Below are 21,099 nucleotides of genomic sequence, written 5' to 3'. Positions count from 1 at the left end.
AGGCCAACGGGAAACTCCTTTCGTACGGGGACGGGCAATACCTGGCTGGCCGATCGATCTTGGCGTTCGCGCTAGTTTCCCGAGATTGACCGATACCGGTCCATCTAGGGTTCACAAGGTGTAGAGGCCGGCGACTGGGAACTCGAGAGGTTGTTTCCAAGGCGAAATTATGCAGCTTCTGGTTCCGGTGATCCCATGCATTGCGAAGGAACTCGAAGGATTCGGTCGCTGTCCAATGGCTCGAATCGACTGTTCTAGATTTCGCGAGAATCCCCGGGAGACAGACGATCTTGGAAAACCTCGTCATATTCCATAACGGTCAACGCGGCAATCTGAACTGCTTCAATCAGTGCCAATTCCGCAGCACGGACATACGTGCTTTGGTGTTCGCTTTGCTCATCAACGACGCGCACATACCCATCTAGATAGGGAAGCACTTCAACGGCGTCGATCCCTGACTCTCGAAACCCATTGCAGACTATTCCCATTATTGAGGAAGCATCCATGCTGCGCAGGGCAGAGGACCACAGAAATGCAGCGACAGCCTCAAGAGCCGCACGCGGATGCTCGGTCTTTTCAACATCCCCTGACGGTTTGCGCACGAGGGCCGCCCGGTCATCGAGCAACTGGCGAATTATGCCTGGACGATAGAACTCGTTGGATGGTCCGATAAGACTGCCAAACCGGGCAGCCAGCATGTGAGCTGTAGAAAAGTTTTCCGGATCTAATCGGTCAGGCTGCATTCGAATCTCCTGATTTCTTGTCGGAATTTCGGTTATGCACCAGAACATCAGCTAACGTATCCGAACTCAAGGTTTCGGAAGTCTCTTCCTGGAAACGAAGCTCAACTGCCGCTCAAGTCCGCAGGGCAGCGGCACTCAACCGCGTTTTTCCCCTAGTATCCAGAGATCGGCGAGGAGACTCGGCGGAACAGCGTCTTCAGTTTCGCGTGGGTCTGGGCCGATGATCAGAGGAACGGGCGCAGCGGGATGAGGATGGTTTCGCTGATCGGCGCGGCGAAGTTCCGTTCCTTCCACTCAGTCAGTGTCAGTTCCCTGCAGTTTGTGCTGTCGATTTCGAAGATCTTTTCCATGTCGGCTGCGAATGCCCGGTCGTGGATCTCCAAGTTCGTTTCGTAGTTCCCGGTCAGGCTCAGCCGGTCGATGTTGGCGGTGCCGATTGTGGACCAGTGGCCGTCGATGGTGGCGGTCTTGGCGTGGATCATCGCGTTGCGGTAGAGCAGGACGGTCACTCCTTCGCGTAGCAAGGATGTGTAGAACCCCCGGGAGAGCCAGTCCGCAAGGACGTGGTTTGAGTCTTCCGGCTGGATAAGCCTGACGTCGACGCCCCTCTTGCTGGCAGCGATCAGGGCGCGCAGGATTTGCTTGTCCGGGATGAAGTAGGCGGTGGTGATGTAGACGTGGCTCTGCGCGCGGTTGATCGCTTCCAAGTAGATGCCCCGGATCGGGTACACCAGGTGGGCCGGGATGTTGTTCACCGTCCGGATATGTGGGTCCCACGACTGCGGGGGGTGGTGCGGGATCTCCGGCTCTGCGCACACGGTATTCCAGACGCCCACAAAGGCCTGGCGCAGGTCCCACACGGAGGGACCAGTGATCCGCACATGGGTGTCGCGCCATTCGGTGGCGTACAGGTCCCCGATGTTGTATCCGCCCACGAAGCCGGTCTCGTCGTCCACGACCAATAGCTTGCGGTGGTCCAGCCCGGTGCTGCGCAGCGGGGTGAACAACCTGGACGGGCGCAGGACCGGGAATCGGTAGACGTGGATCTTCGGGTGGAACCGGTAGAAAGATTGCGGAACAACGAGGTTGGCGAATCCGTCGTAGACGACGAAGACCTCCACGCCGCGCTCGGCGGCTTCGGCCAGCGCCTCCTTAAACCGCCTCCCGGTGTCGTCGGACTTCCAGATGAACGTCTCCAGGAAGACCCGGGTCTTGGCGCCCCGGATGGCGGCCAGCATATCGGCGTAGAGGTCTTCGCCGTAGGTGTAGATCGTCACCTCCGAATCCGCGACGCGTCCTTCGAATACCCCGGGCTGTGGGAAATTCGGGCGCTTCGTCCTTTGCCGGTGCTTGAAGGCATCGTAGAGGACCAAGGCGCCGACTACGGCGGCCTGCAGGGCCAGGAACGCCAGGACGAGTCGCGTGAACGATTTTTTCGCCGCGACTACTACGGGATCAGGTATCTCGGGAAGCATGACCCCAGCATAGCGGCGGGAGAATGCCGTGCGGTGCCACAGATGACGCAGGCAAGCCGCAGGCTGTGACTGTGGACTTGGCCAGCCGCGGATTGCCAATGTGGCGTGGCCCTTATCAGCTGGAGGCCTTGCGCGCTGGTTGGCCGCGTTAGTGCAGGGTGATCCAGATGGTCTTGATCTGTGTGTACTGTTCGAACGCTTCCAATCCGTTGTCTCTCCCACCGAAACCAGAGGTCTTGTACCCTCCGAAGGGCGTCGTGATGTCACCCTCGCTGTAGCCATTCACGGCAACCGTTCCGGCCCGCACTCCTCGCGCCAGTCGCAGTGCGGTGTCGATGTCTCTGCTCCAGACCGTGGCCGCCAGACCGTAGTCTGTGTCGTTTGCCAGACGAAGCGCTTCATCCAAATCGGTGAAACCAAGAACGGCGACGACCGGGCCAAAGATCTCCTCGCGGGCGACGGACATATCGGCGGTGACGTCGTCCAAGACCGTGGGTCCTATGAACCAGCCACCGGTTTCTTCAAGGACGCGTTTCCCGCCCGTGACGATTCGGGCGCCGGCGGTCTTGGCTTGATCGATAAATCCCAAGACACGATCCAGGGCGTCCTCCTCGATCATCGCCCCGATGACTGTGGCGTCCAGCGTCGGGTCACCGACTTTGCGCGCCGAGGCTTCGCGGGCCAGGGCAGCGACAAAGGGGACCTTGAGGGATTCGTGCACCAGGATCCGTGACCCCGCTGAACAGTTCTGGCCTGCATTCCAGAACGCAGAATCGGCCAGGTCAGCAGCAATCTGGTCAAGGCGGTCGCCGTTATCGGCGGTGATGATTTGCGGGTTTTTTCCTCCGCATTCGAGCACGATGTTCTTCAGGTTGCTGTTGGCGGAGTAGCGAAGAAATTCGCGGCCAATTTCCGTTGATCCGGTGAAAGTGATCATGTCGACGTCGTGGTGGAGGCCCAGTGCCTTGCCTGCCACATGGCCGAGTCCCGGTATGACGTTGAAGACGCCGTCCGGCAATCCCGCTTGGGTGGCAAGCTCAGCGATGCGAAGCGTAGTGAGCGATGCCAGTTCCGGCGGCTTGACCACTACGGAGTTGCCAGCCGCCAGCGCCGGCGCCAGTTTCCACATCAGCATGGCGGCCGGAAAATTCCAGGGCAGTACTGCCCCGATAACGCCGATTGGTTCGCGGACGATCATTCCGAGGTGCCCCGACCCCGTGGGTGAGGTTTTGCCGAAAACCTTGTCGATGGCTTCCGCGTACCAACGCAACGTATTGATCACGTCTGGGAGATCGAAGTCCCGGCAATCAGTGATCGGTTTACCTGCATCCAGTGTTTCCAATTCCGCCAATTCCGCCACGTTTTTTTCGATCAGATCCGCGAAGCGGAGCAGGGTATTCTTCCGGACGTTGGGGTCTGCCGTGCTCCAGGCACCTGATTCAAAAGCCGCGCGGGCGGAAGCGACGGCACGGTCCACGTCGGCCGGACCGCAGGCTGAGATGTTGGCGATGGCCTTGCCGGTTGCAGGGTTGAGTGTCTCAAAGGTGGCGGCATCGCTTGCGTCGGTGAATTGTCCGTCGATATAAGCCTGCCGGTGGATGCCATCCAGGGTCGTATTTGTCATTTTCCCGGTCCTCGCTGTCTGTGGTGAATATAGAGGGGGTGGATCGCTGCTCCGGCCGTGCGGCGTCAGGGTGTGGATGTGGAAGGCTTTTCGGGCGGTTCGCCCGGCCGGTATTTCCGAGGGTGTGGGCAAGGTCGGGAACACCGCGCCGCGCGCTTGTTTCCAATCGCGGCGCTGTTCGCGGTAGCGGGCGGTGCCCACTGGGTGTGGCGACGCTTCCGGGGCTATCGCGACAAGATGTCCACGCCGTGTCAGGCTGTAAATATTCCCGCGCCATCGGTTTCTCTGTGATCTTGATGGCAGTCGACTAAAGCCAGACATCGTTCCTGGTTATCAACTCGGCTGGATCGCAGCAAATCAAGACAGCGGCCCAAGAGCATTCCGGCACCGTGATGGTCCATGTCGGGAACCTGGCGCGAGGCAATTGGCGAGCGCCCGTGTTTGACGTGCCGATCATGACTGCGATTTTCGCAGCCATCGCTACTTTCCACAACACCCTCCCACGCTACCTGTGGGCGCTGGATCGGCGGAGTCTGGTCTTGAGCCGGATGTGGCCCGCCCGCCAGATCGTCAAGACACCGCATGCTTCAGCAACGGTTCAACCCATTGGCGTTTTTGGGCGTCGAGCTCGACATTGCGGTTGCCGGGCTGCACCGCTAGCCGGACCATGGCCATCATTGCCGAACGGGCCGCTACCGCCGTACCGCCCCGATTCCGAACAGGTGTTGATGCGGGATCATCCTCGGGGGAACTCGTCCACCGAACCGGACAGCCGGGGCTCAGTACAAGAAAACCGCCAACCAATCGCGGTTGTGCGCGTGCACCAATACGAGGAACAAAACGAAGTCGAAGATTAGGTGCACTGAGACGACGTAGGTCAGCGACTTCGTCAGCTTGAAGGTGTAGCCCTGCAACAGCGCGAAGGGAAAGGTCAACAGCGGACCCCAGGCCTGGTAGCCGATCTCCCAGAGAAAAGACGAGAAGATCACCGCCTGCAGGATGTTGGCGAGCCAGTCCGGAAAGTGTCGCCGCAGCAGCGTGAAGGTGGTGCAGATAAAGAACAGCTCATCCCAAATGCCAACAGCATTCACGCCCAAGAAGAGCCGCCAAAAGATGATGGGATCCGATGCATCCGGCCAGTTTTGGTAGACCCCTGTGCTGATCAGGTACACCGGCAAAATGAGGTAGCCAAGTGCTACAACACCGATCAGGTACAGCTTGGCGGCCAATGGCCATTTGCGGCCGGTGTTCACCGGAAATTTGATGATCTCTTCACGGTAGGCAAAACGTGAGGTCAGCCATGGAACCAGCACGGCCAACCCGAGTGCACCACCCATGAGGACCATGTGCTGGATGCTCAAATCAGCATTCAACGGGACCAAGCTGATGATCACCAGTCCCACCGCAATGAGCGCCAAGTGGCGCGCGAGCGCGGAGTCGATGATCGCGGCCGTGATCAGGGCCAGGGCGAGTAGGCCGTAACCCACCGGGTCATTGCCGACACCAAAAAGCAGAACTCCGGACGCCGAGAGCAACAATGCCGGCAAGAGTTTCCAGCTGAGCGCGGTACGGGGTGGTTCAGTCAGGATCGTTCTCACACCATTAGCATGCCAGCACCGCCCATATCGCAAAACCATTGACATGCATTCGGCCTGGACCGGAACCAACCCGCACTACGCGGGCCGCGTCGTAGGAGCCATCGGGGCGGAAGACAGCGGCGCGCGGGATCCGTGCCAGCGCGGCCGGGTCTAAACGTGCGGGGCGGGGCCGAGGCAGGACCGTGTCAAGGTCCCAAGGGCGCCGAAGCGTTAGCCCAGGTGCCCCGCCAGGCGTTCGCGCATCGCGGCGCTGGCTTCGTTCAAGCCCGCGATCTCCACCCGCTTACCGCCGGCCTCGTACTTGGCCGTGATGGCGTCGAGTGCCGCCAGCGTGGAAACGTCCCACAGGTGCGAGGCGTGCATGTCGATGACCACGTTCTCGGGATCCAGCGCGTACTGGAACTGGGTGTAGAGGTCGTTGGACGAGGCAAAGAAGAGCTCGCCGTTGACCGTGTAGGTTGCGGTTTCGCCCGCGGCATCCACCGTGCGCTTGACCGTGACGAAGTGCGCCACGCGCCGGGCGAAGAGCACCATCGCGGTGAGCACTCCGGCTCCCACGCCCACGGCCAGGTTGTGCGAGGACACCGTGGCCACCACGGTGATGAGCATGACCGAGGTTTCGCTCTTGGGCATGCGGCGCAGCGTGGAGGGGCGGATGGAATGCCAGTCAAAGGTCGCCCACGACACGAAGATCATGACCGCCACCAGCGCGACCATGGGGATCAGCGCCACGACGTCGCCGAAGACCACCACCAGCACCAGCAGGAAGACGCCGGCCAGGAACGTGGAAATCCGGGTCCGGGCCCCGGAGGCCTTCACATTGATCATGGTCTGCCCGATCATGGCGCAACCGCCCATGCCGCCGAAGAACCCCGTCACCAGATTGGCCACGCCCTGGCCCCAGGCCTCGCGGGTCTTGCTGGAGCCGGTGTCTGTCACGTCGTCGACCAGCTTGGCGGTCATCAGGGATTCGAGCAGGCCCACGAATGCCACCGCCAGAGCGTACGGCGCAATGACCTGGAAGGTCTCAAAGGTCAACGGGATCTGCGGGAAGAAAAGCTCCGGGAGGCTTGAGGGCAGCTCACCCTTGTCGCCCACCGTGGGAACCGCAATGGCACTGAAGACAGTCACCAGGGTCAGCACCACGATCGCCACCAGCGGGGCCGGGACCTTCGTCGTAATCTTCGGCAGCCCAAAGACGATCAACAGGGCGAGGCCCAGCAACGGGTAGACCAGCCAAGGGACGCCCATGAGCTCGGGCATCTGGGCGATGAACACCAGGATCGCCAACGCGTTCACGAACCCGACCATGACCTGGCGGGGGATGAAGCGCATCAACTTGGCCACGCCCAACACCGCCAGTAGCACCTGGAACACGCCTGCCAGCAGGATGGCAGCGACCAGGTAGTGCACGCCGTGGCTGGCCACCAGCGGTGCGATGACCAGGGCCACCGCACCGGTGGCGGCCGAGATCATCGCGGGGCGCCCGCCCACCACCGCGATGGTCACCGCCATGGTGAAAGCCGAAAACAGTCCGACCCTGGGGTCGACCCCGGCGATGATGGAGAACGCGATCGCCTCCGGGATCAGCGCGAGCGCCACCACCAACCCGCCGAGGACCTCGACGCCGAGCAGCTTCGGGGAGCGCAGGGTGCGAAGCACCGACTGGCGTTCGACGGGCGTCGGCGCGGCGGTTGCGGTGGCGGGCAGGGAAGGCATGCGGGGGTCCGTTCGGAAGAATGGGCTTGCGGGGCGCCGGCTTCGGTGGGACCCACCGGCGCAACTAAGGGGCAGGGTGTCGCACAAGCGGCTAAAACAGGGGATTCAGCCCAATTCTAGGGGAGTCGGGGGCACCGCGGGTGGCCAATGTGTCCGAGAGGACATTCCGAAGCTTGGGGAAACTGCCGCGCGCCGAAGGAGCCGAAAACCGCCGCAGTGAATTGCTGCCGGCTTCCCGGCCCATCGGGGGGCGGCGTCCAGGTGCTGCCACAGAGGGTCAAAACGGGGAAATGGCGTTTAGGATGAGGTATCAGATGAGGTAAGAGACCCGTCGCCATGTGGCACTGGTGGGATCCCTGAGGAACAGCCGGAGGTGCCACCTCGGCGCACCGGTGAACGTGCAACGAGTGCATAGGGGGGGAAAGGGGTGGCATGGGGGCCGCATCCGGTCGACAGACGATTCATCCTGCCTTGGCGAGGTTCCTTGCCTGGGACGACGGAACGTGCAGGTTGCTGTTCATCCGCGCCGCGGCCGGAACCGGCCGCGAAATTTTTGCGCGCTCGTGGATCGGGAACAAGGTAGGGGAAGTTCTCGATTGGTCCGGCGGGGACATCGACGAGGCAACCGAAGTGGACCTGCTGGTTCAACGGCTCCGTGCGGATGCCACATTGCACGTGGCCGTCATCCTGGCGCCGACCGCCTCCCTCTGGGACCTCTCCTCGCGGACCCCGTGCCTCGTGGCAAAACACCGCGACCTGCTGCTGGACGCCAGCGAGACGGCGCAGCTTGTCGGCCCGGGCACGGCGGCCGAGCGGGACGAGGCCCGTCTCATCCACGAATTGTCCGGAGGGTGGCTCGCGGCGACGCTGGCCCTTGCAGCGGATCCGCAGGCGCGCCCGCGCGCCCAGCAGATCATCCGCAGCGGCCTGGTCATCTGGCTGGCCAGCCGCGATCCAGACGGGGCGTTGTCGGAGGCGGCGTTCCTGCCCGCATACGACAGGCGCACCGTCGAGGCCTTCTACGGTGAATTTTCCCCTGTGGTCCACACCCTGGATGAACTCGTCGAGGCGGGCCTGGTGCAAGCCGACGGGCGAGGCGGTTGGATGATGCCGGCGATGGTACGCAAGGTGTTGGTGGAACGGGTTGGACAGCGTGGCCGCGAGTCCACCGTCGTGCTGGAACAGGCCGCCGTCAACGCGATAGCCGCAACCCGCGGGGTAGGCGCAGCGGTGGAGTCGGCGGTGGCGCGCCGCAGCTGGCAGGCGCTGCTGAACATGCTGCTGGAGAACTGGGTGGACATCCTCATGCGCAACCCCAAGCAGTTGGGCGTGATCGCGGCCAAGATCCCGCGGTTCATTGCGAACCAGACCGAATACATGCGCATCGGCCTGCGGATGCTGGGCCAGGCGGACCGGGACGGACTTGCGCTGCAGCTGCCGGGGTTCGAACCCGACTACGCCACCAACCAAACGGCCCAGCGCCTGCATCGTGACACGGTGCGACTCTACGCCAAGCCAAACACACACGCGCTGACGGTAGGCATTCTGGAAATGCTCCACCTGCGGCAGTCAGGCTTTTACCCGGAAGCGGCGGCCGCCGCCCATCGCCTCCGCGAGGCGCTGCACCGTGCGCTTGACGCCCAAAGGCTCAACCCGGCCCTGGTGTCGATGGTTGATCTCCAGGCCGGGATTACCCTGCAGCTGGCCGGCCGCGATGCCGAGGCCCGCCAGGCCTATGAGCAGGGCTTCCACTGGGCGCGGGTCTCCGGCAAGGCCTTCCTGCTGGCCGACGTGGCAGGAAAGATGGCGCTACTCGATGTGCTGGAAGGGGACAGTGGCTCTGCCATGCGCTGGCTGGCCAAGCACGACGCCTCCATCGGCGAAGTCGGGTGGGGAAAGGTGATGGTGGAGCGCACGGCCGCAATGGCCCGTGCGTTCCTGGCCCTGGCCCGGCTCGACTACGCCGGCTTCGATGTGGAGATGGGCGCCCTGCCGTCCGTCGTGGACAACGACGAATTCTGGCCCGTACATGTCCAGCTGCTGGCGCTGCAGAAACTCAATGCCGGCATCTTCGATGCTGCGCGGGACTTGATCTCCTCCCTGCGCCAAGAGCGTCGCTACGCGGCGGCCGCGCCCCTGGCGCGGCGGTTGTTCGACGACACGCTGCTGCTGGCCGAGATCCTGGAGCGCGGCGGCGTGCGCCCTGGAACCGGGATCGAAAACAGGGACCCCCTGCTGGTGGCGCTCGGGCACCTGCTGGGCGGGAATCCCGACGCAGCCCTGGCCGCCCTTCAGGAAGTTCCGCTCACCGGGGGCATGCGCCGGCGGGGAAACCTGGTGCTGTATCTGGATATCGCCGCCAGGAACCCCCGGGGCCCAACTCCGGCGACATTGCAGCGAGTGAAGCAGCAGCATCGGGACTCGGGGGTCCTCTACGAACTCGCGATTCTGGGCATGGTCCCCGGGTGGTCCGAGGTGGGCCGGCACCTGGAGCTTGATCCCGAAGAGCTCCAGCGGCTGGGGTACGCGCTGGATCTTGCGCCCACGCCGTTGCCCAGGCGGCCGGTGCTGACAGTGCGGGAGCAGGAGGTCTTGAGGCAGTTGCGTGCGGGAATGACCCGCCGCCAGATCGCCGAGGCGGACTACCGGTCCGAAAACACGGTCAAGTCCCAGATGCGCAGCCTGTATCGGAAACTGGAAGCCTCCGACGTGGAGCAGGCATTGGCGAACGCGCGGGCCTGGGGCCTCTGAGCCCGGGGAGGCATCCCTAGAGTTGCTTGCCCATTTCCAGTTCGGTGCCGATCAGCCGCGCCGCGCGGACGACCTTCTCCCCGAAGTCCAGGCCGGGGGAGGTCTCAACCCGGATCAGCGGCATGGCCAGGCAGAGCGTGGCGATCATCTGGTCGCGCAGCATCACCGGTGCGCTGACCGAGCCCAGGCCCGGGGTTCGCCGGCCCACCGATTCAACCCATCCGTGTTGCTCCACGGAATCGAGGGCCTCGGGATCGCGGGAGAGCAGTCGTCCGCTCGACCCGTTGGGCAGTTCCAGCACGGAGCCCGCCGGGAGCGTGGCCTTGAGCTCGTGTTGGCTGTCCACCGTCACCCGGCAGATGCGCCGTTCTCCCCGGCGAATCCACAATTGGGCGGTCTCTCCGGTGGCATTGCGCAGCTCGGTGAGTACCGGGGCGGCAATCGATTCCAACGCGGTGCGCACGAAGCGGTGGCCCAGCTTGAAGTCGCCGTCATCGATCCGGCGCAGGAACCCGTACTCCACCATCGACAGCGCCAAGCGGTGGACCGTCGACACCGACAGGCCGGTGCGCCGTGCCAGTTCGCTGGCCGAGGCCGACGAACCATCCACCGCATCAAGGACCATGGCGACTCGTTCGAGCATGCGGTTGCTGGTGGCTGCGGACTCGGCCATGACTGTCTCCTCATGGTGTGGGCGAGCGTGTCTGCCGCCCGTGGGTTGTGACGCAATTTCTCATGAATCAAGAAAACAGCCCGTGATGTCGGGTTCCGCGCCCAAGGACCGCGGTCAGGGGCGCTGGATGCGAAGCTTTTGCCGCAACGCCTCTTGCTGTGTCCTGAATCACTTGCTACTGTCTTCCTGCCTGCAGGGAATCATATCCCATTGTGTGGGAAATTTCGATGCAGTCACCTAGGAAAGGGCGAAGACCATGACTGAAAATCTCCACCTCCCGGGCAGTACGCTGCCGCTCGAGGGAATCCGCGTGCTGGAACTGGGAAGCTTCATTGCCGCCCCGTTCGCTGCACGGCTCTTCGGTGACTTCGGGGCCGAAGTCATCAAGATCGAAAAGCCCGAGGGCGGCGACGAGCTGCGCGACTGGCGCAAGACCCGCGGCACCACCTCGATGCTTTTCCGGACCATGGGGCGAAACAAGAAATCCGTCGCGCTGGACCTGCGCAGCGAGCTGGGCCGCGAGGCCGTCCTGCGGATCGTGGCCAAGACCGACGTGGTTATCGAGAACTTCCGCCCGGGGACGCTGGAAAAGTGGGGACTGGGTCCCGAGGAGCTGCACGCCGCGAACCCCAACCTGGTCATGGTCCGCATCTCCGGCTACGGACAGACCGGCCCGTACAAGAACCGTGCCGGGTTCGGCAGCTCGGCCGAATCCTTCGCCGGCCTGCGCTACATCACCGGCGAACCGGACCGCCCGGCGGGCCGCGCGGCAGCCAGCGTCGGGGACACCGTCTCGGGTCTCTACGGCGTCATCGGCGCGCTGATGTTGATGTTCCAAAAGGCCCAGGGCGTGAAAAGCGAGGGCCCGCAGATCGTCGACGTGGCGCTCTACGAGGGCGTCTTCTCCCTGCTCGAATCCCTGGTCCCGGACTACGACGCCTACGGCATGGTCCGCAAGCGCACCGGCGGCGCGTTGCCGGGCGTCGTGCCCACCGGTTCCTACCCGTGCGGGGACGACCTGGAGGTCGTGATCGGCGGCAATTCCAATTCCGTGTTCATCCGCCTCATGAAGGCGATCGGACGCGACGACCTTGCCGCCGACGACACCCTGCTGACCACCGAGGGCCGCGGGGCGCGCGAAGAGGAACTCAACGGAGCCATCGCCGCCTGGACTTCCTCGATGCCGCTGGCCGAGGTGCTCAACGAGCTGGACACCGCCGGGGTGCCTGCCGGCCCGGTCTACGACGCCCCCTCGATCGCCAAGGACGAGCACTACCTGGCCCGCGACATGATCCAAACCCATGAGGTCATCATCGAGGACGAACCCGAGCTGATCCGCTTCCCCGGCGTGGTCCCCAAGATCCCCGGGCACGAGGGACGCGTGAACTGGGTCGGCCCGGAGCTTGGCGAACACACCCACGAAGTCCTGCGCGACCTGGCCGGCCTGAGCATCCAGGACATCGACTCGCTCGGCGTCAAGGAGAAGAACTGACATGCAGATCCACATCACCGACGTCTTCCTGCGCGACGGCCTGCAGGACGAAAACGTCATCGTCTCCACGGGCGACAAGCTGGCGATTGCCGAAGCGCTGGTGGCTTCGGGCGTGAAGCGGCTCGAGGTCGCCTCCTTCGTGAACCCGGCCCGCGTGCCGCAGATGGGCGACGCCGACGCGGTGCTCACCGGACTGCCGACCGGCACCGGGGCGACGTTCACCTCCCTGGCCCTGAACGGCAAGGGGATCGTGCGGGCCGTGGCCGCCGGTGCCACCCACATCCAAGTGGTGACCTCCGCCAGCCAGGCACACAGCGCCGCGAACGCCGGGTCCAGCATCGAGCAGGCACTCGAATCCCTCGCCGCCGACGTGGCAGCCCACCCGGGCATCAACTTCTTCGCCGGGATCTCCACCGCCTTCACCTGCCCCTTCGAGGGCGAGATCGATCCGGAGCACCTGCTGCGCGTGGTGCGCGCCTTCAAGACCATGGGCATCACCCAGATCGGACTGGCCGACACCCTGGGCACCACCCCCACCGAACGGCTCATGCAAAGTGTGCGCCACGTCCAAGACGCGGAGCCGGAGTTGACCTACTACCTGCACCTGCACAACGCCCACGGGCAGGCGCTGGCAACCATCGACGCGGCCATCGCGGCGGGCATCACGCGCTTTGACAGCGCGCTGGGTGGCTACGGCGGCTGCCCGTTTGCACCGGGCGCGGCGGGGAACCTCGCCACCGAGGAACTCGTGGCCCACCTGCACGCCGCCGGGCACGAGACCGGCATCGACGAAGCCGGGCTGTACCGGGCAGTACGGCTGGGCCGCGATGCGGTCTCCAACTCCCCGGCACTGCCGGTGAACGCCCTGACCGGGCACTAGAAACACCTCCCATCCACCGCACGCCGGGATGCCTCCGTCAGGAGCCGGTGCGCCCCATCATTCTGCGAGGACGACGATGTCTCAGACTGAAAACCCCGTTTCCACCCTTGGGAACCAGCACCCCGACGATCACGGCGTCCAACGCCGCGTCGAACCCCATGTCGGCAAGCTGCGCGGCACGCACTTCCCCGGCCCGCGCGGCACCCGGATCGCCAGCCTGCCGGCAGCGCTCTTCATCGTGCTTGCCGCCATGGTGTTCATTGCCGCGGCCACCGGCAAGCTGCCGGACTCCATGCTCTCGGGCTTCACCGTCACGATCCTGCTCGGCGGGCTGCTGATCTGGATCGGCAACCTGTTCCCGGTGGTGCGCGACTTCGGCCTGCCAACGGTGCTGTGCACGTTCATTCCAGCCACGCTCATGTCCTTCGACCTCTTGCCTGCGAACCTGGTGGAGGTCGTGGAGAACTTCGTCAAGGGACACGGGTTCCTGGACTTCTTCGTCATCACCATCATCGCCGGCTCCATCTTGGGCATGCCGCGCGCCCTGCTGTTGAAGGCCGGACCGCGCTTCGCGGTGCCGCTGGTCGGCTGCCTCGTGGCAACGTTCGTGTTGGTCGGTCTGCTGGGTGCTGCCACCGGCTTCGGGTTCATGGAGGGCATCCTGTTCATTGCCGCCCCCATCATGGCCGGCGGGCTGGGCGTGGGCGCGCTGCCGATGAGCGAGATGTACGCGGCCCGCACCGGTGAGGATTCGGCGACGTTCATGGGTGATCTGATGTCGGCCGTCGTGGTGGCCAACATCGTGTGCATCATCATTGCCGGCATCTACAACGGGCTGGGCAAGACCCGCAAGCAGTTCTTCGTCGGCTTCAACGGCCACGGCGAGCTGATGCGCATCAAGGGCAAGGAGTCCGAGCTTTCCCTGCCGCCCAAGAACGAGTCCTCCTCGTTCATTGCCCTGGGCAAGGGCCTGCTATTTGCCGGCGCGCTGTTCATCTTCGGGCAGCTGGTCGGCTCCTACCTCGAGGTCCTGCACCCCTACGCGTGGACCATCATTGCCGCCGCCGCGGTGAAGATCTTCGGTTGGCTGCCCAAGGACATCGAGGAATCCACGGCCGACTGGGGCGACATGGTGGGCGCCACCATGGTCCCGGCGCTGCTGGTGGGCGTGAGCATCAGCTACATCAACATGGACGAGGTCGTAGCCTCGCTGAGCAACCCGAAGTTCATCCTGCTGACCGTCGTGACGGTGCTGATCGCGACGTTGACCTCCGGCATCCTGGGCTGGCTCATGAAGTTCAACTTCGTGGAAGCCTCCATCACCCCGGGCCTGGTCATGGCCGACACCGGCGGCAGCGGAGATGTCGCGGTGCTCAGCGCCGCGAACCGCATGCACCTGATGCCCTTCGCCGCGTTGACCAACCGGCTCGGCGGCGCGCTGGTGCTGTTCGTGACCTCGCTGCTGGTCCCGTTCCTGGTGCTTTAGCCGTTCCCGGTCCGCGGGAAAAAAGGCCCCCGACACTCGGTGTCGGGGGCGCTCCGTCATTCCGGTTGCGTGTCCAGGGTGCCGCGGATAGCGGCGCAGGCCGCGAGCAGCAGGGAAACGACCCTGGCACCCTGCAGGTCCCCGGCGCGGGAGATCGGTGCGCTGAGGGACAAGGCAAAGGACTTCCCGTTGGCCAGCGGACCCACGGGAGCGCCGATGGCCGCGAGCTCCGGTTCGGTGCGGCCGATGTTGATCGCGTAGTTCCTGGCCCGGACCCCGGCGAGCTCGGAGAGCAAATGGGCAAGGCCCCCGGCATCCAGCTCGTTGCCGTCGCTCCGGGTGGCACGGCGGCGGTAGAGCTGGGCAACGGCCGCATCGGAGAGGACCGAGAGTGCGGCCAATCCGGCGGAGGACGTGCCGGCCGGGAGCACCGTTCCCGTGCGGTCGCCGATCCGCACCAGCTGCGGACCTTCGACGCTGTGGCGGAACCGGGCGCTCGCCCCGATGCGCTCCACCAGGTTCACGGTTTCGCCCGTCGCCGCAGCCAGCGCCTCGAGCTGCGGGCGCACCGCGGCGACCAGTCTTCGGGCCGGATTCCGTGCCGCATCGAGGTGCAAGTTGGGTCCGGCGGCGTAGTGCTTCTGCGGGTCCTGCACCGCGAAGCCCCGGTAGACGAGAGTCGCCAGGAGCCGGTGGGCGGTGGAGGGTGCCACGCCCAGCTCCCTGGCCGCATCGACGATGCGCAGCGCATCGCGTTCCTGCAGCAGCACCAGGATGCGCAAGGCATTTTCCACCGATTCGACGGCGTGGACGGGCCGTTTGACGATCCGATTAGTTTTCTGCACAACAGAATCCTACGTGCGGCCGCGGGTTCCTTGGAGCCCGCGACCGCATCAAGATCAGACGAGCGCCGGGGCGCGCATGATGCCTGCGAAGAAGCCGGCCAGCTCCGCGTGGGCATCCAGCGGCAGCACGTGGGCCACGTACTGGTCGGGGCGGACCACCACGATGGCGCCGAGCTCGCGGTCGATCCCGCGTGCGGCGAAGATGTCGTTCGCCGCATCCGCGGTGAAGACCTTCTCGTAGTCGATGAGTCCCAGCGGCGCCTTGCGTGGAAGCAGGAACGCGGGAACGTCCCCGGGCTCCACGTCGCGGTGGTGCTGCTGGAGCACCGCACGCACGTCGAAGACCGCGTCGTCGTCGACCCCGGCAGGGGTGAAGGAGCACACCGGGGAGGAAGGGGCCTCGGCCAGGAAGGTGCAGAGCGCGGCAAGGCGGGAATCGGCTGCGTCGGGGCGTGCGGCGTCCGCGAACACGTAGATCCGCCAGCGGCCGTCGGCCAGCGCCTGGTGGCCGAGCTGCAGCGGCTTGGCATCGGCGAGCCGGATGACCGGTGAGGAGTGGAAGCGCTCGCCGACCGGGAAGCCGGAGGCCAGGTGCTCGTGGGTGCCTTCCCCGGTGATCATGCCCGGGCGGTAGTCGGTGGCGAATCCGGCGGTGAATCGGCCGCCCTGGGTGAAGATGCACTGGCGTTCGGCGGCATCCATGCCGCCGGCTTCCGGGTTGGCCGGGTCCTTGGGCTTGGCCGCCATGGCGGTGGACCACTTGAGGTCGAAGTCGATCAGTTCCTGGGCGATGGCCTGGCGTTCTTCGGAGTAGGTGTCCAGCAGGGCCTCGGGGCTGCGGCCCTGCAACACCGCCGCCAGCTTCCAGCCCAGGTTGAAGCCGTCCTGCATGGAGACGTTCATGCCCTGGCCGGCCTTGGCGCTATGGGTGTGGCAGGCGTCCCCGGCGATGAACACGCGCGGGGCGCGGGTGCCGCGGTCCTCGGGAAGCACGTCGTCGAACCGCTCGGCGATGCGCTGGCCCACCTCGTAGACGCTCCACCAGGCGATTTCCTTCACATCCAGCGTGTAGGGGTGCAGGATCTTCTGTGCCGCCTCGATGACCTTCTCGGCGGTGAATCGGCTCCGGGCCTCGCGGTCGCCGGGGTCGATGTCGCCGAGGTCCACGTAGAGCCGCACCAGGTAGCCGCCCTCGCGCGGGATCAGCAGGATGGATCCGCCGGAGGCCGACTGGATGGCGGACTTCAGGCGGATGTCGGGGAAATCGGTGACCGCCAGCATGTCCATGACGCCCCAGGCGTGGTTGCGGGCATCGCCCTGCATCTTGATGCCCAGCGAGCGGCGCACGTTCGAGCGGGCGCCCTCGCAGCCCACGGCGTACTTCGCGCGGACGGTGATATCCGCCCCTGGCTCGGCCCCGGTGCGGCGCAGCGTTGCGGTGACGGGGTGGTCGCCGGTTTCGGCGACGGATACGTCGATGAGTTCCAAACCGTAGTCGGGGACCAGCCGGGAAGGGGAGTTGGCCATGTGCTCGAGTAGCAGGTCCTGCATGCGGGCCTGGTTCACGATCACGTGGGGGTATTCGGAGAGGCCGTCGGCGACGTCCTGGATCCGGCCGGTGCGTGCGATCCCGTCGGCGGAGTCCGGGCCCCAGAAGCTGGTCTCATTGACCCAGTAGGCCTCGCGCATCAGGCGCTCGGCCAGCCCGAAGCCGTTGAACATCTCCACGGTGCGGCAGGCGACGCCGTCGGCGTGCCCCAGTTCGAGGGCCGCCTCGCGGCGCTCAACCACGAGCGTGGAGATGTCGGGGAACTCGGCCAGCTGGGCGGCCAGGACCGACCCGGCGGGGCCGGTGCCGGCGATGAGTACGTCCACCTGCTCGGGGAAGGTTCCCGGTGCGCGGCGGCCGGGTGCGGCGGGGCGGATGTCGGGGTCTCCCGGGCGGTAGCCATCCTGGTAGAACTGCATGCTGCTCCTCGGTATGCCGGCGCCCAAAGGCGGCGTTGTGATCTGGTTCATCAACCGTAGGGCCGGTCTCCTTCCCGGCGCCAAGACATTCTGCACGCCAGAATGTCGAGGCAACGCCAGGCCCGCACGAATCCGGGTCTGGCACCTCCGGGGTTTGGCGAGCGGTGCACAACACCTTATTTACTTGAAGAATCAACTAAATAAGGTGTATGCTCATTACATGACTACAGCAGCCGACCGCCCACCGGTACTCTTTCTCTCCCACGGCGCCCCGCCCCTGGCCGACGACGCCACGTGGACATCTCAATTGGCAGGCTGGTCGGGGACCATGGAAAAGCCCAAGGACATCCTGATGATTTCCGCGCACTGGGAGAACGCTCCAGTGTCGCTGAGTGCCACGCACCAGAAGCAGGAATTGGTCTACGACTTCTGGGGCTTCCCGCAGCACTACTACGACGTGCGCTACGACGCCCCCATGGCACCGGAGCTGGCCGACGAGGTCGCCCGCCTGACCGGCACCCACGGCCACCACGTGGAGCGCGACGAAACCCGCGGCCTGGACCACGGCGCCTACGTGCCGCTGAAGGAAATGTTCCCCGATGCGGATGTCCCGGTGGTGCAGATGTCAATGCCCACCCTGGATCCCCAGGGCCTCTTCGCGCTCGGCCAGTCTCTGGCTCCGCTGCGCGACCGCGGCACCATGATCATCGGCTCCGGCTTCACCACGCACAACCTGCGCTGGTTCAACCCGGCAGGCGGACCCGACGTCGCCCCGCCGGCCGCATCGAGCGAATTCGACCACTGGGCCGAAGAGGCCATGGCACGCGGGGACGTGGACTCCATCCTCGACTTCCTGCACAAGGCGCCTGCCGCACGCGAGGCGCACCCGCGCTCCGAGCACTGGGCACCGCTCTATGTAGCCCTTGGCGCGGCATATGCCTCGGGAGGCATCGAGGCCAAGACCGCCATCGATGGCTTCTGGTTCGGGCTCTCCAAGCGCTCCTGGACGCTCACCTAACCCCGAAGCAGGTCAGGGATTCGATCGGAGGTCGCGGCGCATGATCAGCCGCGGCATCCTGCTGGCCACCGCGTCGGTGGTGCCGATGACGCGGAACCCGGCCTGCTCGAACATGGACCGGGTTCCGACGAACGCCATGGTCGTGTCCATCCTGCCCGGGGGATCCACGGGGTGTGCCTCGATGGCCGGCGCGCCGCGGGAAGTCGCGTACTCCACGGCCCCCTCAAGCAGGTGGGCCATGACGCCCTGCCGCCGGTGCCCGCTGCGCACCACCACGCAGATGATGCTCCACACCGAGACCTCGTCCACGGGCCGGATGAGCTTTGACGCCGCCAGCCGCGGGATCTCGGCGCGAGGGCCAATGCTGCACCACCCGACCGGCTTGCCGTCAAGGTACGTGATCACGCCTGGCGGATTATCCCGCTCGCAGAGCCTGCGCATGGCGGTCTCGCGATTGCCGCCGCCGAGCTCCTCGATGTCCTTGACGCCCAAGCGGTGCGAGAGGCACCAGCAGTGCGTGTCCCGCCGGGTCGGGTTGATGACGTCGGCGAAATCCTCGAAGTTCTCGGGCGTGACCGGATGGGTCTGCCACCGGTGGATCGATGCGGTCTCGGGCATATGCCCATTCTGCCGTTCCATCCCGACCCCGGCTACCACCCGGCGACCGTGGACACTGATTTTCATACCTTATTAACTGCCTCCGGCCGCGACATTCAGGATCACCTGAAGATCGCGGCCGGAGCTGTTGGGGCAGCGCTTGTCCTCGGGGCGTCTGGTCCGCCTTGGCGTGCGCCGCTGCGGGTGGAATGCTTCCTGTGGCGAACACATGGAGGCGCGGCAGGTACTCCTCGACGAGCGGGGGCCGATGTCCAGAATCTCAGGACCCGTGAGCTTATCGATGAGCCCGATGTACACGGGGTGGCAAATTCGTTGGACTGTTGCCAGTTTCCGGCCTAGCGTGGGCATAGGGGGCAGGCCGCACGAGAAGGGCCAGGTTGGAGGGGCAACCAGCGAACCGTCACGGCCGGCGGGATGTTCCCATTACCTGGCAACCAACGAACCGCAACTTCCCCGACCCAAGCAACCCGCCTGCGAAGCCCATGCACTGCAAACCCGTCCACCAGATAAGGAACCACAAAGTGTCATTGCTTGAAGAATCACTCTGGAACTCGAAGATCAACGTCAACGGCTGGGTGGTCGGCGGCGCCGGCACCCAAGACGTCGTGGAGCCCGCCACCGGAAACGTACTTGGCACCCTCGGATTGGCCTCCGCCGAGGACGTCTTGCGTGCTGCCACGGCGGCCGCCAAGGCACAGGTTGCCTGGGCCGCGAAGAAGCCGGAGGAACGGGCAGCGGTGCTGCGTAGGGCCGGCCTGCTCTGGGAGGAGCACGCGGACGAGGTCAATGAGTGGCTGGTGCGCGAATCCGGGGGCATTCCCGCCAAGGCTGCGCTCGAGACGCACACCGCGGCCAACGAGTGCTACGAGGCCTCCGCGCTGCCGTCGCTTCCAGCCGGCGAGGTGCTCACCACCAACGAGGAACGCTGGTCCTTCGCCCGTCGCCGCCCGGTCGGGGTCGTCAGCGTGATTGCCCCGTTCAACTTCCCGCTGATCCTGGGCATTCGTGCCGTTGCGCCGGCGTTGGCCCTGGGCAACGCGGTGCTGCTCAAGCCCGACCCGCGCACCTCGGTCTGCGCGGGGGTGGCCATCATGCGGATCTTCGAGGAAGCCGGATTGCCCGAGGGGCTGTTGCATCTGCTTCCCGGCGGCGCGGACGTCGGGGCCGCCGTGGTCGAAGCACCGGAGGTGCGCGTCATTGCGTTCACCGGGTCGACGGCCGCCGGTCGCAAGATCGGGGAAAGCGCCGCGCGGCTGCTCAAGCGTGCGCACCTCGAGCTGGGCGGCAACAGCGCCATGATCGTGCTCCCCGGTGCCGACCTGGCCAAGGCGGCATCCGCGGCTGCGTTCGGCTCCTTCATGCACCAGGGCCAGATCTGCATGGCCACCGGCCGGCACATTGTGCACCGGGACATTTACGAGGACTATGTGGCGGCACTGGCCGAAAAGGCACGGAACCTGCCGGTCGGCGACCCGAAGTCCGGCACGGTCGCGATCGGGCCGATCATCGATGGCCGGCAGCTGGAGCGGATCGATTCCATGGTGCAGTCCGCCGTTGCCGGCGGTGCCCGGCTGGCCGCCGGCGGGAAGCGCGGCGAGGGATGGTTCTACCCGCCCACCGTCCTGGCGGACTTGGACGCGGACCACGATGCGTGGAAAGAGGAGATCTTCGGACCAGTAGCTCCGGTGCGCAGTTTCTCCACCATCGACGAAGCGGTGCAGATGGCCAACGCGTCGAGTTACGGGCTCTCGGTGTCCATCCTCGGGGACGTGGGGATGGCCATGAAGATTGCCGACCGGGTCGATTCCGGAAAGATCCACATCAATGAGCAGACCGTCTCCGACGAGCCCAACTCTCCGTTCGGCGGGGTCAAGGATTCGGGCAACGGCGGGCGCATCGGCGGGTCTGCGGCCAACATGGAGGCCTTCACCGAGACCCAGTGGCTGACCATGCGCCCGGAGATCGCGCCCTACCCGTTCTAAACCGGACCAACTGACGATCCGTCCTGCAGCGAGGGGTCGGTTCCAGCCCAACTCAAAAAAGGGGGTGAAGTTACGACACGGTTCAATCCGTGTCGACCTTCACCCCCTTAGCCTGAAGTTACGACAGACAGAACGCCAGGATCCCCGGATTGTCGGGGATCCTGGCGTTTTTGGTTCCGGTTCTCTGGCTACTTTCTGTGGTTTTTGATGTGGTGGTCGATGAGGTC

Annotated in this window: 15 protein-coding genes; 6 read left to right on the top strand and 9 right to left on the bottom strand. The window is 65.1% G+C overall.

The window, feature by feature from the left end; translation table 11 throughout:
* Nucleotides 1-254 precede the first annotated feature (254 nt).
* The 5 genes from OIU93_RS17350 to OIU93_RS17330 form a co-directional block, all read right to left on the bottom strand.
* Nucleotides 255-743, bottom strand: a complete 489-nt coding sequence (locus OIU93_RS17350; RefSeq protein WP_264271315.1) for a hypothetical protein — start codon at nt 741-743, stop codon at nt 255-257.
* Between the two features lie 224 nt (nt 744-967).
* On the bottom strand, nt 968-2,218 hold the full coding sequence (locus OIU93_RS17345; protein WP_264271314.1) for a phosphatidylserine/phosphatidylglycerophosphate/cardiolipin synthase family protein: 1,251 nt from the start codon (nt 2,216-2,218) through the stop codon (nt 968-970).
* Nucleotides 2,219-2,366: 148 nt separating this feature from the next.
* Complete coding sequence (locus OIU93_RS17340) at nt 2,367-3,842, bottom strand: aldehyde dehydrogenase (protein ID WP_264271313.1); 1,476 nt, start codon at nt 3,840-3,842, stop codon at nt 2,367-2,369.
* A 779-nt stretch (nt 3,843-4,621) separates the two neighbouring features.
* Complete coding sequence (locus OIU93_RS17335; protein WP_264271312.1) at nt 4,622-5,440, bottom strand: CPBP family intramembrane glutamic endopeptidase; 819 nt, start codon at nt 5,438-5,440, stop codon at nt 4,622-4,624.
* 210 nt (nt 5,441-5,650) lie between these two features.
* Entirely contained in the window at nt 5,651-7,159 is a 1,509-nt protein-coding gene (locus tag OIU93_RS17330) for a SulP family inorganic anion transporter (RefSeq protein WP_264271311.1), read from the bottom strand.
* A gap of 432 nt (nt 7,160-7,591) precedes the next feature.
* Here OIU93_RS17330 and OIU93_RS17325 point away from each other — a divergent pair, with 432 nt between their 5' ends.
* A complete protein-coding gene (locus OIU93_RS17325; RefSeq protein ID WP_264271310.1) occupies nt 7,592-9,910 on the top strand; it encodes a LuxR C-terminal-related transcriptional regulator in 2,319 nt (772 codons plus the stop codon).
* A gap of 16 nt (nt 9,911-9,926) precedes the next feature.
* Here OIU93_RS17325 and OIU93_RS17320 read toward each other — a convergent pair whose 3' ends face one another.
* A complete protein-coding gene (locus tag OIU93_RS17320; RefSeq protein ID WP_264271309.1) occupies nt 9,927-10,583 on the bottom strand; it encodes an IclR family transcriptional regulator in 657 nt (218 codons plus the stop codon).
* A gap of 256 nt (nt 10,584-10,839) precedes the next feature.
* Here OIU93_RS17320 and OIU93_RS17315 point away from each other — a divergent pair, with 256 nt between their 5' ends.
* From OIU93_RS17315 to OIU93_RS17305, 3 genes are all read left to right on the top strand, one after another.
* Nucleotides 10,840-12,075, top strand: a complete 1,236-nt coding sequence (locus OIU93_RS17315) for a CaiB/BaiF CoA-transferase family protein (protein WP_264271308.1) — start codon at nt 10,840-10,842, stop codon at nt 12,073-12,075.
* Between the two features lies 1 nt (nt 12,076).
* Complete coding sequence (locus OIU93_RS17310; protein WP_264271307.1) at nt 12,077-12,955, top strand: hydroxymethylglutaryl-CoA lyase; 879 nt, start codon at nt 12,077-12,079, stop codon at nt 12,953-12,955.
* Nucleotides 12,956-13,031: 76 nt separating this feature from the next.
* Nucleotides 13,032-14,441: a 2-hydroxycarboxylate transporter family protein gene (locus tag OIU93_RS17305; RefSeq protein WP_264271306.1), complete on the top strand. Its 1,410-nt coding sequence runs from the start codon at nt 13,032-13,034 to the stop codon at nt 14,439-14,441.
* Nucleotides 14,442-14,497: 56 nt separating this feature from the next.
* Here the strand turns inward: OIU93_RS17305 and OIU93_RS17300 are convergent, their stop codons facing one another.
* Together OIU93_RS17300 and OIU93_RS17295 are read right to left on the bottom strand one after the other, a co-directional pair.
* On the bottom strand, nt 14,498-15,286 hold the full coding sequence (locus tag OIU93_RS17300) for an IclR family transcriptional regulator (protein ID WP_264271305.1): 789 nt from the start codon (nt 15,284-15,286) through the stop codon (nt 14,498-14,500).
* 54 nt (nt 15,287-15,340) lie between these two features.
* Nucleotides 15,341-17,254 carry an FAD-binding monooxygenase gene (locus OIU93_RS17295; RefSeq protein ID WP_264271304.1) on the bottom strand — a complete coding sequence of 638 codons (1,914 nt, stop codon included), beginning with the start codon at nt 17,252-17,254 and terminating at the stop codon, nt 15,341-15,343.
* A gap of 220 nt (nt 17,255-17,474) precedes the next feature.
* Here OIU93_RS17295 and OIU93_RS17290 point away from each other — a divergent pair, with 220 nt between their 5' ends.
* Nucleotides 17,475-18,272 (top strand): dioxygenase, encoded by a 798-nt coding sequence (locus tag OIU93_RS17290; RefSeq protein WP_264271303.1) that lies wholly within the window; start codon nt 17,475-17,477, stop codon nt 18,270-18,272.
* A 12-nt stretch (nt 18,273-18,284) separates the two neighbouring features.
* Here the strand turns inward: OIU93_RS17290 and OIU93_RS17285 are convergent, their stop codons facing one another.
* A complete protein-coding gene (locus OIU93_RS17285) occupies nt 18,285-18,890 on the bottom strand; it encodes a GNAT family N-acetyltransferase (RefSeq protein WP_264271302.1) in 606 nt (201 codons plus the stop codon).
* A 521-nt stretch (nt 18,891-19,411) separates the two neighbouring features.
* On the opposite strand from OIU93_RS17285, the gene OIU93_RS17280 reads away from it, so the two are divergent.
* Nucleotides 19,412-20,872 carry an aldehyde dehydrogenase family protein gene (locus OIU93_RS17280; RefSeq protein WP_264271301.1) on the top strand — a complete coding sequence of 487 codons (1,461 nt, stop codon included), beginning with the start codon at nt 19,412-19,414 and terminating at the stop codon, nt 20,870-20,872.
* Nucleotides 20,873-21,099 lie beyond the last annotated feature (227 nt).

It is taken from the genome of Paeniglutamicibacter sp. ZC-3 (assembly GCF_025847175.2).
In the GTDB taxonomy this organism is placed as follows: domain Bacteria; phylum Actinomycetota; class Actinomycetes; order Actinomycetales; family Micrococcaceae; genus Paeniglutamicibacter; species Paeniglutamicibacter sulfureus.
This window is presented reverse-complemented; position numbering and strand designations above follow the sequence as displayed.